The sequence below is a fragment of the Streptomyces sp. UC4497 genome, from assembly GCF_054871485.1.
Window position 1 is genome coordinate 141,218 of record NZ_JBTYHB010000013.1, and the last position, 16,405, is coordinate 157,622.

Annotated in this window: 14 protein-coding genes; 7 read left to right on the forward strand and 7 right to left on the reverse strand. The window is 70.9% G+C overall.

Features of this window, described 5'->3' with window-relative positions; genetic code table 11:
• Positions 1 to 17: 17 nt before the first annotated feature.
• Together ACYSUO_RS20330 and ACYSUO_RS20335 are read left to right on the forward strand one after the other, a co-directional pair.
• On the forward strand, positions 18 to 1,529 hold the full coding sequence (locus ACYSUO_RS20330; protein WP_461777588.1) for an SDR family oxidoreductase: 1,512 nt from the start codon (positions 18 to 20) through the stop codon (positions 1,527 to 1,529).
• Positions 1,530 to 1,606: 77 nt separating this feature from the next.
• Positions 1,607 to 2,968, forward strand: a complete 1,362-nt coding sequence (locus ACYSUO_RS20335) for a cryptochrome/photolyase family protein (RefSeq protein WP_461777589.1) — start codon at positions 1,607 to 1,609, stop codon at positions 2,966 to 2,968.
• On the opposite strand, the gene ACYSUO_RS20340 is transcribed toward ACYSUO_RS20335, so the two are convergent.
• On the reverse strand, positions 2,943 to 3,926 hold the full coding sequence (locus ACYSUO_RS20340) for a MerR family transcriptional regulator (RefSeq protein ID WP_461777590.1): 984 nt from the start codon (positions 3,924 to 3,926) through the stop codon (positions 2,943 to 2,945). The two genes, ACYSUO_RS20335 and ACYSUO_RS20340, sit on opposite strands and share 26 nt — an antisense overlap.
• A gap of 167 nt (positions 3,927 to 4,093) precedes the next feature.
• Here ACYSUO_RS20340 and ACYSUO_RS20345 point away from each other — a divergent pair, with 167 nt between their 5' ends.
• Positions 4,094 to 4,681 carry an RNA polymerase sigma factor gene (locus ACYSUO_RS20345; protein ID WP_461777591.1) on the forward strand — a complete coding sequence of 196 codons (588 nt, stop codon included), beginning with the start codon at positions 4,094 to 4,096 and terminating at the stop codon, positions 4,679 to 4,681.
• 176 nt (positions 4,682 to 4,857) lie between these two features.
• Complete coding sequence (locus ACYSUO_RS20350; protein ID WP_461777592.1) at positions 4,858 to 6,090, forward strand: GNAT family N-acetyltransferase; 1,233 nt, start codon at positions 4,858 to 4,860, stop codon at positions 6,088 to 6,090.
• Positions 6,091 to 6,113: 23 nt separating this feature from the next.
• Here ACYSUO_RS20350 and ACYSUO_RS20355 read toward each other — a convergent pair whose 3' ends face one another.
• The 4 genes from ACYSUO_RS20355 to ACYSUO_RS20370 form a co-directional block, all read right to left on the reverse strand.
• Positions 6,114 to 6,482, reverse strand: a complete 369-nt coding sequence (locus ACYSUO_RS20355) for a peptidase inhibitor family I36 protein (protein WP_461777593.1) — start codon at positions 6,480 to 6,482, stop codon at positions 6,114 to 6,116.
• A gap of 22 nt (positions 6,483 to 6,504) precedes the next feature.
• Positions 6,505 to 7,023 (reverse strand): hypothetical protein, encoded by a 519-nt coding sequence (locus tag ACYSUO_RS20360; protein WP_461777594.1) that lies wholly within the window; start codon positions 7,021 to 7,023, stop codon positions 6,505 to 6,507.
• A 7-nt stretch (positions 7,024 to 7,030) separates the two neighbouring features.
• The gene (locus ACYSUO_RS20365) at positions 7,031 to 7,402 is read right to left on the reverse strand and encodes a hypothetical protein (protein WP_461777595.1); all 372 of its coding nucleotides are present in this window, start codon (positions 7,400 to 7,402) and stop codon (positions 7,031 to 7,033) included.
• Between the two features lie 96 nt (positions 7,403 to 7,498).
• Positions 7,499 to 7,933, reverse strand: a complete 435-nt coding sequence (locus ACYSUO_RS20370) for a hypothetical protein (RefSeq protein ID WP_461777596.1) — start codon at positions 7,931 to 7,933, stop codon at positions 7,499 to 7,501.
• Between the two features lie 245 nt (positions 7,934 to 8,178).
• Between ACYSUO_RS20370 and ACYSUO_RS20375 the strand changes: the two genes are divergently transcribed.
• Positions 8,179 to 8,679, forward strand: coding sequence for a mycothiol transferase (locus tag ACYSUO_RS20375; RefSeq protein WP_461777597.1), 501 nt, complete (start codon positions 8,179 to 8,181; stop codon positions 8,677 to 8,679).
• Positions 8,680 to 8,848: 169 nt separating this feature from the next.
• Positions 8,849 to 10,546 carry a chitinase gene (locus tag ACYSUO_RS20380; RefSeq protein ID WP_461777598.1) on the forward strand — a complete coding sequence of 566 codons (1,698 nt, stop codon included), beginning with the start codon at positions 8,849 to 8,851 and terminating at the stop codon, positions 10,544 to 10,546.
• Between the two features lie 40 nt (positions 10,547 to 10,586).
• On the opposite strand, the gene ACYSUO_RS20385 is transcribed toward ACYSUO_RS20380, so the two are convergent.
• Positions 10,587 to 11,114, reverse strand: coding sequence for an OsmC family protein (locus ACYSUO_RS20385; protein WP_461777599.1), 528 nt, complete (start codon positions 11,112 to 11,114; stop codon positions 10,587 to 10,589).
• A 247-nt stretch (positions 11,115 to 11,361) separates the two neighbouring features.
• Positions 11,362 to 11,856 (reverse strand): cupin domain-containing protein, encoded by a 495-nt coding sequence (locus ACYSUO_RS20390; protein WP_461777600.1) that lies wholly within the window; start codon positions 11,854 to 11,856, stop codon positions 11,362 to 11,364.
• Positions 11,857 to 12,037: 181 nt separating this feature from the next.
• Here ACYSUO_RS20390 and ACYSUO_RS20395 point away from each other — a divergent pair, with 181 nt between their 5' ends.
• A complete protein-coding gene (locus tag ACYSUO_RS20395; protein WP_461777601.1) occupies positions 12,038 to 16,351 on the forward strand; it encodes a discoidin domain-containing protein in 4,314 nt (1,437 codons plus the stop codon).
• The last annotated feature ends 54 nt before the right edge of the window (positions 16,352 to 16,405 follow it).

Below are 16,405 nucleotides of genomic sequence, written 5' to 3' on the forward strand. Positions count from 1 at the left end.
GCGAGCGAGGGAGACCCATGAACGCGGAACGTGCCGGACAGCGGTGCCTGGTCACCGGGGCGAGCGGCTACATCGGCGGCCGCCTGGTACCGGAGCTGCTCGCCTCGGGACATCAGGTGCGCTGCCTGGCCCGCTCCCCCGCCAAGCTCCGGGATCACCCGTGGTCCGGCGATGTCGAGGTGGCTCAGGGCGATCTCACGGATCGCGACTCGCTCGGCGCCGCGCTGCGCGGCATCGACGTCGCGTACTACCTGGTGCACGCGCTCGGCACCGGCAAGGACTTCGAGCGCACCGACCGCGAGATGGCGACGGCTTTCGCCGAAGAGGCGCGCCGGGCGGGTGTGCGGCGGATCGTCTATCTGGGCGGTTTGACGCCCGCGGGCGTGCCCGAGCGGGAGCTGTCGCCGCATCTGCGCTCGCGGGCGGAGGTCGGGCACATCCTGCTCGACTCCGGCGTGCCGACGACGGTGCTGCGCGCGGCCGTGATCATCGGGTCCGGGTCCGCCTCGTTCGAGATGCTGCGCTATCTGACCGAACGGCTGCCGGTGATGGTGACGCCCAGCTGGGTGCACACCCGGATCCAGCCGATCGCGGTCCGCGACGTGCTGCGCTGCCTCGTGGACAGTGCGGCGATGCCGTCGGAGGTGTCCCGCGCGTTCGATGTCGGCGGGCCCGACGTGCTCACCTACCGCGACATGATGCTCCGGTACGCCGCCGTGGCGCGGCTGCCGCGGCGTGTCGTGGTCGGGGTGCCGATGCTCAGCCCCGGCCTGTCGAGCCACTGGGTCGGCCTGGTGACGCCCGTGCCCGCCTCCATCGCCCGCCCGCTCACCGAGTCGCTGCGCCACGAAGTCGTCTGCCACGAGCACGACATCAAGGAGTGGGTGGCGTATCCGCCGGGTTCCCCGATCGGGTTCGACGAGGCGGTGCGGCTGGCGCTGCGCCGCGTCCAGGAGGCGCAGGTGGCCACCCGCTGGTCGTCCGCCTCGCTGCCGGGCGCCCCCAGCGATCCGCTGCCCACCGATCCGGACTGGGCGGGCGGCAGCCTCTACAAGGACGAGCGGGAGCGGCTGGTCGAGGCCTCGCCGGAGCGGCTGTGGGACGTGGTGGAGGGGATCGGCGGGGAGCACGGCTGGTACTCGTTGCCGCTCGCGTGGGCGGTTCGAGGGTGGCTCGACCGGCTGGTGGGTGGCGTCGGGCTGCGGCGTGGGCGGCGCGACGCGGCACGGCTGCGGGTCGGCGACTCGCTGGACTTCTGGCGCGTGGAGGAGATCGAGCCGGGCCGGCTGCTGCGGCTGCGCGCCGAGATGCGGCTGCCGGGCCTCGCCTGGCTGGAACTGTCCGTGGAGGCGGCGGACGGCGGGCGCTCCCGCTACCGGCAGCGGGCGCTGTTCCATCCGCACGGCCTGGCGGGCCAGGCGTACTGGTGGAGCGTGGCGCCGTTCCACTCCGTGGTGTTCGGCGGGATGGCGCGCAACATCGCCGCCACGGCCGAGCGGGGCCCCGACGGGGGCAGCTCATGCGGGTGATCGTGCATCCGTGTACGCCGTCGGCCGGGAAGGCCTGACGTAGCCCGCTTGCCTCCCTCCCCACCAGGAGCCCTTCCGTGCGTGTCCACGTCGTCCTGTTCACCTCCGATCTCCGAGTGCACGACCACCCGCCGCTGCGGGCGGCGTTGACCGCGGCGGACGCGGTGGTGCCGCTGTTCGTCCGGGACACGGGAGTCGACGGGTTCCTCGTCCCGAACCGGGAGGCGTTTCTCGCCGACTGCCTGCGGGACCTGGACGCGGCGCTGCGGGACCGGGGCGGGCGGCTCGTGGTGCGCTCGGGCGACGTGGTCGACGAGGTGGCGAAGGTGGTGACCGAGACGGACGCGTGCGTCGTGCACGTGGCGGGCGGCGTCTCCGCGTACGCGCACCGCAGGGAGGACCGGCTGCGGGACACGCTGCACCGCCTCGGCTGCGACCTGGTGGCGCACGACGGGGTCGTCACCTGCGTTCCGCCGGGCGCCGTCACGCCCGACGCCCGGGACCACTTCGCGGTGTTCACTCCCTACCACCGGCACTGGGCACAGCACGGGACGCGGGCCGTCGTGCGGGCGCCGCGCGCCGTCCGGGTGCCCGACGGCGTGGGCGGCGAGGTACTGCCCAAGCGGACCGACGTGTCGGGGGTGTCGCCCGGGCTCGCCGAGGGCGGTGAACAGGCGGGGCGGGCGCTGCTGACCTCCTGGCTGCGTTCGGGGATCGCCGCGTACGAGGACCGGCACGACGACCTCGCGGGTGACGCCACGTCGCGGCTCTCCCCGCATCTGCACTTCGGCACGATCGGCCCCGTCGAGGCCGTGCACCGGGCGCGCGCGGCGGGCGGCCCGGGCGCGGAGGCGTTCGTGCGGCAACTGGCCTGGCGGGACTTCCACCACCAGGTGCTGGCCGCCCGGCCCGACGCCGCGCATGCCGACTACCGCACGCATCACGACCGTTGGCGCAAGGCACCTCGGGACGTCGAGGCGTGGCAGGAAGGGCGTACGGGATATCCGGTGGTGGACGCCGCGATGCGGCAGCTGCGCCACGAGGGCTGGATGCACAACCGGGGCCGGCTGCTCACCGCGTCGTTCCTCGTCAAGACGCTGTACGTGGACTGGCGGGTGGGCGCGCGCCATTTCCTGAGCCTGTTGGTGGACGGGGACGTCGCGAACAACCAGATGAACTGGCAGTGGATGGCGGGCACCGGCACGGACAGTCGCCCGAACCGGGTGCTCAATCCGGTGACCCAGGCCAAGCGCTACGACCCGGACGGCGCCTACGTACGGCGCTGGGTACCGGAGTTGGCGGACGTCGATGGCCCCGCGGTGCACACGCCGTGGAAGGCGACCGGGCTCGACCGGGCCGCCCTCGGCGACTATCCGGACCCGATCGTCGAACTGCCGGACGGTCTCGCCCGGTTCAAGCGGGCCCGGGGGCTCGACTGAGCTCCGGATAGTGGCGCGCGATCTGGTCGAGGGCCTGCGGCAGCGTCGCCGGGTGCAGCGCGCCCCGCACGCCCCGGCCCAGCCAGCCGGGCCCGGCCAGCATCACGGCGGGTTTGGCACGGGCGCCACGCACCCCCCAGCGGGTCTCGGCGAGGTGCCGGGCCAGCGGAAGACTCGCGGTGGAGCGGGCCTGCGCCCACAGCACGACGACGCGCGGCCCGGTCCGGCGCACCGCGGCCGACACCGCCTCCACCGGCACGGCCGCCCCGAACATCCGCTGCGGCACGCCCAGTTGACTCAGCCCGGTGCTGAGCGCCTCCAGGGCCAGCACGTGCTGTTCGGCGGGGACGCAGGCGAGGACCAGCGGCGGCAGCGCCAGGGTTGACTCGGCTGAGGCGGCGGCGCGGTGCAGGGTGCGCGAGACGTGCCAGGACAGCAGGTGCTCGACCTCGACGTACCGGTCGCCCGCCTCCTCCCACTTGCGGCCCACGGCGTGCAGCACCGGCGCCATGACGTCCTGCCAGGCGGTGACCAGGCCGTGCTCCGTCACCGCCTCGGTCAGCAGGTTCTGCACGGTCGGCGCGTCCATGCGGGTCGCGGCGCGGGAGATGCCCCGGCACTGGCGCTCCAGCGTGGCAGGCGAGGCGGGCGCGGCCGGCGCCGAGCGCTGGAGCGGCAGCCCGGCGGGTTCCGTCGCAAGGCGTTTGCCCGCGAGGCGCGCGGCCTCGGCGGGCGGCAGGCCCGTCGTGGTCAGCCGGCACATCTCCTCGACGACCGCGATGTCCTCCGCGGTCCAGCGCCGGTGGTGTCCCGTCGAGCGCTGCGCGGGCCCGAGCCCGTAGCGCCGGTCCCAGCTGCGCAGGGTCGTCGGCGAGACCCCGAGCCTCCTGGCGAGGGCGCCGGTGGTGACGCCCGCCTCCGATGGTGCCGCTTCGCGAACCTGCTGCCCCTCGTCCATCGGCCCACGATACGACGCACAACCGATGCGGGTTGTCGGGCAGCGGGAATCGTTTCCAGGATGACCGGGCCGTGACCCGGCGAGCACTGCGCGCGTCCGGTCCTGGCCGTTACGAGTCGAGTTCAGGATCGCTTCAAGGAGTTGACGGGGCGTTGAGGATCCCAGGGATGCTGTCGCGGAACGTCGACCCGCGCGAGGTGTCGGAGGCCGCCTTGGCGGACGGTCTCGCCTCGGGTGACGTAGCCTGCCTCGCCGAGGTGTACCGGCGGTGGGCGCCGCTGGTGCGGGGCCTGGCCCAGCGGGCGCTCGGCGACCGCTCCGAGGCGGAGGACGTGATGCAGCAGGTCTTCCTCGCCGCCTGGCGCGGCCGGTCCGGATATCGACCGGAACTGGGCCCGCCGTCCGCCTGGTTGACGGGCATCGCGCGGCACCGGGTCGCGGACGCGCTCGCCGCACGGAGCCGTCGCGCGGCGCTGTTCGAGGCGGCGGCCGGGCGGCACGCCGCCTCGGTCGGCCGCGAACCCGCGACCGACGCCGGCATGGACACGGTCGTCGAACGGCTCGTGCTGTCACAGGAGTTGGCACGACTGCCGAGCACGCAACGCACGGTGCTGCGTCTCACGTTCTACGAGGACCTGACGCAACCCCAGATCGCCGAGCGCACGGGCTGGCCGCTGGGCACGGTCAAGAGCCACGCCCGGCGCGGCATGAGACGCCTCGGCGACCGGTTGCGCGGTCGGGGCGATCGCGGGTGAGATTTTTCGGACCCGGGTGCATCCGTCCGGCCCCTTCGGACCGAAGTCCCCGTGTGCGCGCGTCGGCGACGGCCGCACGCGCTCGGGCGGGCGGCCCGGACCCCGCCGCCTGCCCACCTCAGCGGAGTCGGCGCCGCTGAGGTGGGTACGGCGGAGCGCCACTACAGTCGATGATCATGATCATTGGTTCCGTCCGCCTCCGCGAGGTACCCGAGTCCGACATCGAACGAGCCCTGGCGCTCGCCCATCTCGTCTTCCACGAGTCACCCGACGACGAACGCCGCAAGCAGCAACAGCAGATGCTTTCCGGCTGCCTGCGGATCGGCGCGTACGACGGCGAGGAACTGGTGGGCTTCGCCGCGGCCCATCCCTTCACCGTCTCCGTGCCGGGCGGGGGCGACCTCCCCTGCCCCGGCCTGTCGTACGTCTCCGTCGCCCCCACGCACCGCAGGCGCGGCGTGCTGTCGGCGATGATGGCCGAGCTGTTCGCCCGCTGCGCCGAACAGGGCGCGCCGCTGGCCGCTCTGTGGGCGTCGGAGGCGTCGATCTACGGCCGGTTCGGCTTCGGTCCCGGCACGTACGGGGCGACCGTGGAGATCGACTCGCGGCGTGCGCTGGGGCTGCGCATCTCGCCCGACGAGCGTCCGCTGCGCCTGCTCGACGCCGACTCGGTGCCCGCCGTGCTCGCGCCGTACTTCGAGTCGACGCGCGGGCTGCGTGCCAGCCGGCACGCGCGTACGCACGCGTGGTGGCGCGAGCAGTGGCTGGCGCGGCAGGACGAGGAGGACGAAAGCCTGTCGCCGCCGCGCGTGGTGACGCTCGGCGATCCGCTCGCCGGTTACGCGATCTACCGCACGAAGTCGGGCGACTGGTCCGGGGGCGTGCCGGGCCTGGTGAGCGTCGAGGAGCTGGAGGCCGATACGTCGGCGGGTGCGGCGGCGCTGTGGCGGTATCTCGCGGACATCGATCTGACGGGCACGGTCCGCGCGCACGGCAGGCCGCTGGACGATCCCCTGCTGCTGTTCGCGACCGATCGCGACCAGGTGAGCGTCAAGAGCGTCGAACCGGCGCTGTGGGTGCGCCTGGTGGACGTGCGCGCGGCGCTCGCGGCCCGTACTTGGGCGGCGCCCGTGGACGTGGTGCTCGCGGTCCGTGACGAGCGGATCCCGGCGAACGCGGGGACGTTCCGTCTGATCGCCTCGCCGGACGGATTCTCGTACGCGCCCACGGCCGACGCGCCCGATTTGAGCCTGGAGGCCCGCGATCTGGCGACCGCGTACATGGCGGCGACGCCGGTGTCGGCGCTGGTGCGCGCGGGCCTGGTGGTGGAGCACACGCGGGGCGCGGCGTCGATGCTCGACGCCGCGCTGCGCACGGAGCTAGTGCCGCACACCGCCGACACGTTCTGAACTCACTTCACTGGTGCGCGAGTTCAGCACTCCATGGTCCACGTGTGGGAGTCGCCGCTGTCGTTGGCCCAGCCGTTGGACGCGATCTCCTGGCCGGGCGCGAGACAGACGGTGCCGAAGCCGACGAGGCCTGGGTTCTCGTAGACCTGGACGTGGTCCTTGATGCCTGGTCCGGAGATGCCGTGGTTGGCCCAGGAGGAGTCCTCGTCCTGGATGCCGTCCTCCCAGTCGTGGTCGTCGCCGGACCAGTTCCAGCGCATTCCGGTGTAGTTGGCGTCGGTCCAGGCGCAGAACTCGCCGCTGGGGCACTGGGCCGCGAAGGCGGTGGCGGGGAGCGCGGCGCCGCCGAGGGCGAGGACCGCGGCGGTGGCCAGGGCGATCGGGTGCTTCATGAGGTCTGTTCTCCTTGCGGGGTCAGTGGGTGGAGGTGTGCAGCACGCGGGTGGACGCGTCGAGCGCGCGCTCCCGCAGGCGCTGCCAGTCGGTGAGTTCGGCGCGGTGCCGTGCGCGCACGGAGGCGAGGCTGAGGTCGCGGTGGGCGGCCTCGGGCTTGAGGTTGTTGAGGACGGTCGACACCTGGAACCAGCGTTTCTGGTCGCCGTAGAGGGTGCGTTGGGCGGCGGCCAGGCAGCCGTCGGTGTGGGCGCGTACGGGGATGCCGTTCGCGAGGGTCAGGGAGAGTTCGGCGGGTGGCCGGCCGAAGAGGGCGGCGGCGACACGCTGTTCCTCCGCCCGGTTCGCCGGGCGCTGCCCCGGCCGGGGTGGTGTGAGGCCCTGACGGGTCAGACAGCGGTCGGTGAGCGTCTGGGTCGCGGCCCTGATGGTGTCGTCGGGTGTGCGGGCGGGCCGGTCGGTGTGCTCTGCGGTGCAGCCCGCGAGCGGGAGCAGCAGGGCGCAGGCCAAGGTGGTGAGGGCGCGGGTTCGGCGGTTCATGGCGGGCTCAGCCCTGCTCGCACCCCATGGTGGTGTCCGAGACACCGTCGAGTTTTCCGGCCCACTCCCAGTTCTCGGAGTAGTCGTCGCGCCTGATCTCCCGGTAGAGGCAGCCGGTCGAGGTGTAGCTGATGGCGTAGACGGTTCCCGAGACACGGGAGTCGAAGGAGGTGGCGTGGCGCGCCGTCCCGTTCTCCGCGTCGGCGTAGCCGGGCGGTCCGTAGCACCACGCTTGGCCGTGCATGCCGATTTCGGTCCAGAAGCAGACCTGGCCGGGCGGTACGGCGCCGGGCGCGGCGGCCGAGGCGGGTGCGAGGGCGGTCGTGGCACCGCCGAGCAGTGGGAGGGCGAGGGCGAGCAGCACGGATCTGTGCTTCATGAAGCGCTTCATTTCGGTGACCCCGGAGTGATCGTTCTTACTGAGCGTGATCAGACTGCCCCGGAGTCGACGCGATCAAGCGCCGTGTCACTCTTGTCAGTGACTATTGGTAACCGTCATACGGCGCCGTGGGCCGCGGCGGCGCGGCTGGGTGCGGGCCATGCGGACCGCGTCGACGGACTCGGCGAGGAGCTCGTACTCGGTGGTGTCGTCGCGGGTCACGATCCTGACGAGTCGCCCGGAGGCCAACTCCTCCGCGACGTTCTCCTGTTGGTCCGGGTCGCCGCACCAGGCCCGCAGCTGTTCCGGCACGTCGGGTGCGTCATCGGCCATGGGCGTCAGCGCACCCTCGGGTAAGTGGCTCAGGCCGGGGCGGGGGTCGAGGCGCTCGGCCATCCACATGGCCCGGTCGCGCAGCCACCACAGGGCCAGCGCGAGAGTGGGGGCGCGATATGTGCCGAGCGGAACACCCACGCGCCGACCACCGCAGATTCCGTACGCGGTGACGTGGCACAGGAATTCGTCGTGCACGGTCTCCCCCATTGCCTGGCGCCCGGCTGCATTGACTGTTGTGCCAAACGATCAGTGATCCACCGCAACGGCGAGAATTACCCGGGCAATTGGCCCGCGGGTCGCCGCCCACGAACAACGTTCAACCGTTCCCTCGTCAAGTATCGGCACCTGGGAGACGGTGTCACCATTGCTTTCACGCCACTCTCCGGGCATATTCACGGCGCCCGTTGGCCGAAATCCCTCACGTCGGAGACACTGCACGCATGCGCTCACATGACGTACTCATGGACGGTTACAGCCGTATTCAGGAAGAGGTGCACGCGGCCGTCGAGGGGCTTTCCGTCGACGCGCTGCACGAGCGGCCGGAAGACACGGCGAATTCCATTGCCTGGCTGATCTGGCATCTCACCCGGGTTCAGGACGACCACATCGCCGATGCCGCGGGACTCGAGCAGGTGTGGCTCGCGGGCGGCTGGGCGGAGCGGTTCGATCTGCCGCTCGCCGAGTCGGACACCGGGTACGGGCACACTCCGAAGCAGGTCGGCCAGGTGCGGGTCGCCTCGGGCGAGCTCCTCACGGGCTATTACGACGCGGTGCACGAGCAGACGCTCGGGTTCCTCGGCGGCCTGAAGGACGCCGATCTCGACCGTGTCGTGGACGAGGGCTGGGATCCGCCGGTGACGCTGGGGGTCCGGCTCATCAGCGTGCTCGCGGACGATCTGCAGCACGTGGGGCAGGCCGCCTACCTGCGCGGACTGGGCTGAACCCACCGCCCTTCCGCCTTCGTCAACGGCGCCGGACCTTCCGTCCGGCGCCGTTGACGTGCGCGCCACAGGTCTTGACAACTCGATTGGTCTGAACCAACTTTGGCGCACACAGCGGTGGCCACCGTTCACATCCGCAGCTTCTCCCCTCTTCCCAGGAGGCTCCCCCGTGGACCGTGCACGCCCTCGCAGACGCAGACCCGGCCTCGCACTCGCCGTCGTGGCGGCCGCGTCCCTCGGCGTCACCGCGCTCGCCGCACCCGCGCAGGCCGCTGACATCAACGTGGCCAAGAACGCCGGCTTCGAGTCGGACCTGAGCAACTGGACCTGCTCCGCGGGCAGCGGTTCCGTCGTGACCTCACCCGTGCACGGCGGCACGAAGGCCCTCAAGGCGACGCCGTCGGGCCAGGACAACGCCAAGTGCAGCCAGACCGTCGCCGTCAAGCCCAACTCGACGTACACGATGAGCAGTTGGGTGCAGGGCGGGTACGCCTATCTCGGCGCGAGCGGCACCGGCACCACCGACGTGTCCACGTGGACACCGGGCAGTTCCTCCTGGCAGCAGCTCACGACCAGCTTCAAGACCGGCGCGAACACGAGCTCCGTGACGATCTACACGCACGGCTGGTACGGGCAGAGCGCGTACCACGTCGACGATGTGAACGTCTTCGGGCCCGACGGGGGCGGCGGCACGGATCCGGTCGTGGTCCCGGCCGCGCCCACGGGCCTCGCGGCGGGCGCGGCCACCGCGTCCTCCATCGGCCTCTCCTGGTCCCCGGTCTCGGGCGCCACCGGCTACAACGTCTACCGGGACGGCACGAAGGTCGCCGCCGTGACGGGCGCCTCGACGACCGTCACCGGGCTCGCGGCCGACACCTCGTACGGCTTCCAGGTCACCGCGACGAACGCGGCGGGCGAATCGGCGAAGTCGACGGCGGTGAGCGCGAGGACCGCCACGTCCGGCGGCAACCCCGGCGGCGGAACCGTGCCCAAGCACGCGCTGACCGGGTACTGGCAGAACTTCGACAACGGCGCGACCGTCCAGAAGCTGCGCGACGTCCAGTCGCAGTACGACATCATCGCCGTCTCCTTCGCCGACGCCACCACCACGCCCGGGCAGCTCACCTTCAACCTCGACCCGGCCGTCGGCTACGCCTCGGCCGCCGACTTCAAGGCGGACATCGCCGCCAAGCACGCGGCGGGCAAGTCCGTGATCCTGTCGGTCGGCGGGGAGAAGGGCAGCGTCTCGGTCAACAGCGACGCGTCGGCGACCGCGTTCGCGGACAGCGCGTACCGGCTCATGCAGGAGTACGGCTTCGACGGCGTCGACATCGACCTGGAGAACGGGCTCAACTCGACGTACATGACGAAGGCGCTGCGCCAGCTGTCGGCGAAGGCGGGTGGCAAGCTGGTCCTGACGATGGCGCCGCAGACCATCGACATGCAGTCGACGTCCGGCGAGTACTTCAAGACGGCACTGAACGTGAAGGACATCCTCACGGTCGTCAACATGCAGTACTACAACAGCGGTTCGATGCTGGGCTGCGACGGCAAGGTCTACAGCCAGGGCTCCGTCGACTTCCTGACGGCGCTCGCCTGTATCCAGCTGGAGGGCGGCCTCGACGCCTCGCAGGTCGGCATCGGCGTCCCGGCGTCGACGCGCGGCGCGGGCAGCGGCTACGTGGCCCCGTCGATCGTGAACAACGCGCTCGACTGCCTGGCGCGCGGCACCGGCTGCGGGACGTTCAAGCCCGCGAAGACCTATCCGGGGCTGCGCGGGGCGATGACCTGGTCCACGAACTGGGACGCGACGGCGGGCAATGCCTGGTCGAACGCGGTCGGGCCGAAGGTGCACGCGCTGCCGTAGGGAGCTGAGCCGGTGGCCGTGGGCCACCGGCTCAGCCGGGTCAGCCGCCCATGAAGAGCACCGTGCCGTCGGGGCCCAGCGCCTCGACGCGCGCGCCGTGTTCGACGGTGCGGCTGACCGTGCAGTACTTCTCGTGGGTCAGTCGGATGCCACGTTCGAGCGCCTCGGCGGCGTGCGTATCCCCCTCCGGCAGTTCGATCTCGTACGAGACACGGACGGCTCCGACCCGGCCGTCGTCCTCCGGCCGTGACACGGACTCGACGGTGATGCGCAGCTCGTCGTGCGGCACGGTGCGGGCCGTGCGGTCGACGACGAGGCCGCCGCAGCCGCCGAGCGCGGCCAGGAGGAGTTCGACGGGGGTGAAGGACGGCTGGGCGCCCTCGCTGTCGGCGGGGGCGATGCGGACCTCGGCGCCGCGGTCGTTGCGGGCGGTCCAGTCGCGGTCGCCGTTGCGGACGGTCTCAATGCGGTAGTCGGCCATGCCGGAACCGTAACCAGCGGCGGGCTCCGCGCCGCGCAGCGCCCGCGGGGTGTCGGAGGGGCGGGTCGGGGAGTCCGCGTGCCCCACGCCCACGGACTCCCCGATGGTGCTCCCTCCCCTGGCGACCGCTGCCCGAGTACTCGGCCGCCGTGCGGCAGAGTCTGCCGGGGACGGCCGCGGACTTCATCCCGCACCCCCGGATTTCGGTAACTTCACGTGTTGAATCAGTGGCGAGAAGTGACGGGGTCCTGGCGCCACATCCCGTACATACGGCCGGAGTCGAGGCACGGCCCATAGCGTCTGGCGTGATCCCTTCGCCTCAAGGAAGGCCGGATCACTGCGCCTCGCCCCGCCCCTCCAGGCGCGTCCCGCACCGGGCGCAATACAGGGCACCGGCGTCGTCGGCGGCCCGGCCGCAGGACGCGCACACCTGGGGCAGCAGGCAGGGTGCTTCGCCGCCCTCGGCCGTCACCTGCGGTTCCGCGCGGCGGATGGTCATGCCGGGCCGCCTGCGGTGCGCCGTGAGGTAGACGAGTCCGTCCTCGCCGGCGCTGACCGCGCGTCGCTCGCCGCGCGGCACGAACAGGAGCGTGCCGGGCTCCACCTCCTCGTCCACGCCTGCCCGGTGGAGCGTGCCGTGGCCCTCCACGACGACGAGGAGCACATCGAGCTCGGTCTCCACGTACGCGTCACCGCCCCCGCCGGGCCGCAGGCGGACGACATTGGCGTCGAGCTGACGGGCCGCGCCGTCGAGCCGCCAGAGGGCGCCGGTGGCCTCCGGTGCGGCGGTGTTCAGGACGTCGGAGAGGGTGACATGGGCTGCGGGCATCGGTCTGGTTCCCCTGACGTGGTACGGCGGGTGGTGACCGTTCGATTCTCCCTCACCGCAACTCTCTCTGTTCAAACAGTGGACTCAGCAACACGGCTCTGCAATTCTCCAACAACTGAACGCAAGAACCTGATGCACGTCCTTAATTCACCCACAACAACGGTGCAGGGACAGGAGAAGCATGTTCGGACAGTGCGTGTTCAGATCCGGCGGAAGACGGAGGTGGCGGAGCCTCTCGGTGGTCCTTCTCGCGCTCACCCTCGCGCTCCTCGGCCTGCCCGCCGTCACGGCACAGGCCGCCGGCGGGCCCAATCTCGCGGCGGGGGCGCAGACCAAGGCGAGCAGTGCGAAGTCGGGGTACGGGGCGGGGAACGTCTCGGACGGCAACGCCTCGACGTACTGGGAGAGTTCGGGGCCCGACTGGCCGCAGTGGGCGCAGGTCGATCTGGGGTCGACGGCCCGCGTGGACGAGGTGACGCTGCGCCTGCCGGCCTCGTGGGAGAGCCGGACGCAGACGCTCTCGGTGCAGGGCAGCGCCGACGGCACGACGTTCGACACGCTCAAGTCCTCGGCGCCGTACGCCTTCTCGCCCGGGTCGGGGAACACGGTGAGCGTCTCCTTCCCCGCCACGCAGGCGAAGTTCGTACGGATCGTCATGACCGCCAACTCCGGCTGGACGGCGGCCCAGTTGGCGGAGCTGGAGGTGCACGGGGCCGCCGACTCATCGGTGAACCTGGCGCGCGGCAAGACGTTCACGGCCAGTTCCCTGACGCAGACGTACGCGGCCGCCAACGCGGGTGACGGTGACCTGTCGAGCTACTGGGAGAGCAAGAACGACGCGCTGCCCCAGTGGGTGCAGGTGGATCTCGGCGCGTCGGTGCGGGTGAACCGTGTGGTGCTGCGGTTGCCGCCCACCTGGGAGACCCGGACGCAGACACTGGCCGTGAAGGGCAGCGCCAACGGTTCGGACTTCACCGATCTGGCGGCGTCGAAGGCGTACGAGTTCAGCGCGGCGGACGGGCAGCGGCAGAGCATCACGTTCGACTCGGTGACGACGCGCTACGTGCGCGTGCTCGTGACGGCCAACACGCGCCAACCGGCGGGACAACTCGGCGAGCTGGAGGTGTACGGGCCGACGACCGGCGACACCGAGGCACCGACGGCGCCCGTCGATCTCGCCTACACGGAGCCCGCGACCGGTCAGATCAAACTGACATGGAAGGCGTCCACGGACAACACGAAGGTCACCGGCTACGACATCTACGCCGACGGGCGGCTGCGCGCCTCGGTCGACGGCGACACCCTCACGTACACGGACACGCAGCCCGCGTCGGCCTCGCTCACGTACTACGTGCGAGCCAAGGACGCGGCGGGCAACCAGTCGGCGAACAGCAACTCCGTGACGCGTAAGGGCGATTCGGGTGACACCCAGGCACCCACCGCACCCGGCACCCTCTCCTTCACGGAGGAGACGAAGGGTCAGGTCAAGCTCGACTGGCGGGCATCGACCGACAACGTGAAGGTCACCGCCTACGACATCTACGCGAACGGCAAGCTCCTCAAGTCCGTTGCTGGTGACGTCACTTCGTACACCGACACCCAGCCTGCGTCGGCGACGGTGACGTACTACGTGCGGGCGAAGGACGCGGCGGGCAACCAGTCCGCGAACAGCAACACGGTGACCCGCAACGGCTCCACGACCGAGGCCGCGAACCTGGCGGCCGGAAAGCCGGTGGCCGCGTCGTCGACCACTCAGACATACGTCGCGGAGAACGCCGTGGACGACGACACCAGCACCTACTGGGAGGGCGCCGCTGGCTCGTACCCGAACAGCCTGACCGTGAAGCTGGGCGCCAACGCGGACGTCTCCTCGCTCGTCCTGAAGCTGAACCCGGACGCGGCGTGGGCGGCGCGCACGCAGAAGATCGAGGTGCTCGGGCGGGAGCAGAGGGCGTCGGAGTTCACGAGGCTGGCCGAGCCGAAGGAGTACGGCTTCGATCCGGGAGACGGCAACAAGGTGACGGTGCCGCTGACCGGGCGCGTGGCTGACGTGCGGCTCGTCTTCACCGCCAACTCCGGTGGTTCAGCGGGACAGTTGGCGGAGTTCCAGGTGCTCGGCGAGCCCGCTCCGAACCCGGATCTCGTGGTCACGGGCATCACGTCGAAGCCGGAGACACCGGTCGAGTCCGACAAGGTGACGCTGTCGGCGACGGTGCGCAACGCGGGCACCGAGGCGGCCGACGCCACCGACCTCGACTTCAAGCTCGGCTCACAGAAGGTGGGCACGGGTTCGGTGAGCGCGCTCGCGGCCGGTGCGTCGACCACGGTGAGCGCGGACATCGGCGCGCACGAGGCGGGCTCGTACCAGGTCGGCGCGGTGGTCGACGCGAGCAAGCTGGTCGTGGAGCGCGACGAGGCGAACAACGACTACACCAGCCCGACGAATCTGGTCGTGAAGCCGGTGACGAGCTCGGACCTGGTGGCATCGCCGGTGGCGTGGTCGCCGAGCGCGCCCGCCGAGGGCGACACGGTCACCTTCTCGGTCGTGCTCAAGAACCAGGGGAACCAGGCGAGTTCGGGCGGCGGGCACGCCATCACCCTCACGGTCACGGACTCCGGCGGGAGTGCGGTGAAGACACTCACCGGGTCCTACGACGGGACGATCGCGGCCGGTGACACGACGCCGCCCGTGAAGCTGGGCACGTGGGCCGCGGGCAAGGGCAAGTTCACGGTGAAGACGGTGATCGCCGACGACGCCAACGAGCTCGCGGTCAAGCGAGCCAACAACACGTCCACGCAACCCCTGTTCGTGGGTCGCGGCGCCAGCATGCCGTACGACATGTACGAGGCGGAGGACGGCACGGTCGGTGGCGGAGCGAAGGTGGTCGGCCCGAACCGGACCGTCGGCGATGCGGCCGGCGAGGCCTCGGGCCGCAAGGCCGTGACGCTCGAATCGACCGGCAGCTACGTCGAGTTCACCACGAAGGCGCCGACGAACACGCTCGTCACCCGCTTCTCGATGCCGGACGCGGCGGGTGGCGGGGGCAAGAACTCCACGCTGAACGTGTACGTCGACGGCACGCTCCTCAAGGCCGTCGACCTGACGTCGAAGTACGCGTGGCTGTACGGCTCGGAGACCGGCCCCGGCAACTCCCCCGGCGCCGGCGCACCCCGCCACATCTACGACGAGGCGAACCTGCTGCTCGGCACGACGGTCCCGCAGGGCAGCAAGATCCGGCTCCAGAAGGACGCCGCGAACGACTCCACGTACGCGATCGACTTCATCAACCTGGAAGAGGCGAAGCAACTCCCCAACCCGGACCCGGCGGCGTACGCCGTGCCGACCGGCTTCTCGCACCAGGCGGTGCAGGACGCGCTCGACAAGGTCCGGATGGACACGAGCGGCAAGCTGGTCGGGGTGTATCTGCCGGCCGGTGACTACGAGACGTCGAACAAGTTCCAGGTGTACGGGAAGGCGGTGAAGGTGGTCGGCGCGGGACCGTGGTTCACGCGATTCCACACACCTACGTCGCAGGAGAACACGGACGCCGGCTTCCGCGCGGAGGCAAGCGCGAACGGTTCGACGTTCACCCACTTCTCCTTCTTCGGGAACTACACGTCGCGGATAGACGGCCCCGGCAAGGTCTTCGACTTCTCGAACGTCGCCGACATCACCATCGACGACGTCTGGAACGAGCACACGGTGTGCCTGTACTGGGGCGCCAACACGGACCGGATCACCATCAAGAACGCCCGGATCCGGGACACGTTCGCCGACGGCGTCAACATGACCAACGGGTCGACGGACAACCACGTCGTGAACAACGAGTCGCGGGCGACCGGCGACGACAGCTTCGCGCTGTTCTCGGCGATCGACGCGGGCGGCGCGGACGAGAAGAACAACGTGTACGAGAACCTGACGTCTCTGCTCACCTGGCGGGCGGCAGGCATCGCCGTGTACGGCGGCTACGACAACACGTTCCGCAACATCCTCATCGCGGACACCCTCGTCTACTCCGGAGTCACCATCAGCTCCCTCGACTTCGGCTACCCGATGAACGGCTTCGGCACGGAGCCGACGAGGCTGGAGAACACCTCGATCGTCCGCTCCGGCGGCCACTTCTGGGGCGGGCAGACCTTCCCCGGCATCTGGATGTTCTCGGCATCGAAGGTGTTCCAGGGGATCCGCGTGAACGACGTCGACGTCGTCGACCCGACGTACAGCGGCATCATGTTCCAGACCAACTATGTGGGAGGCCAACCCCAGTACCCCATCAAGGACACGGTCCTCACTGACGTGACCATCTCCGGCGCCCGCAAGAGCGGCGACGCCCACGACGCGAAGTCCGGCTTCGGCGTGTGGGCGAACGAACTCCCCGAGGCGGGCCAGGGCCCGGCCGTCGGCGAAGTCACCTTCCACAACCTGAAGTTGACCGACAACGCGGTGGACATCCGCAACACGACGTCGACGTTCAAGATCAATTCCCTGCCGTAGCCGGTGGCCGACGCACCAGGATGGGTGGCCGGGCATACGTGCCCGGCCACCCTT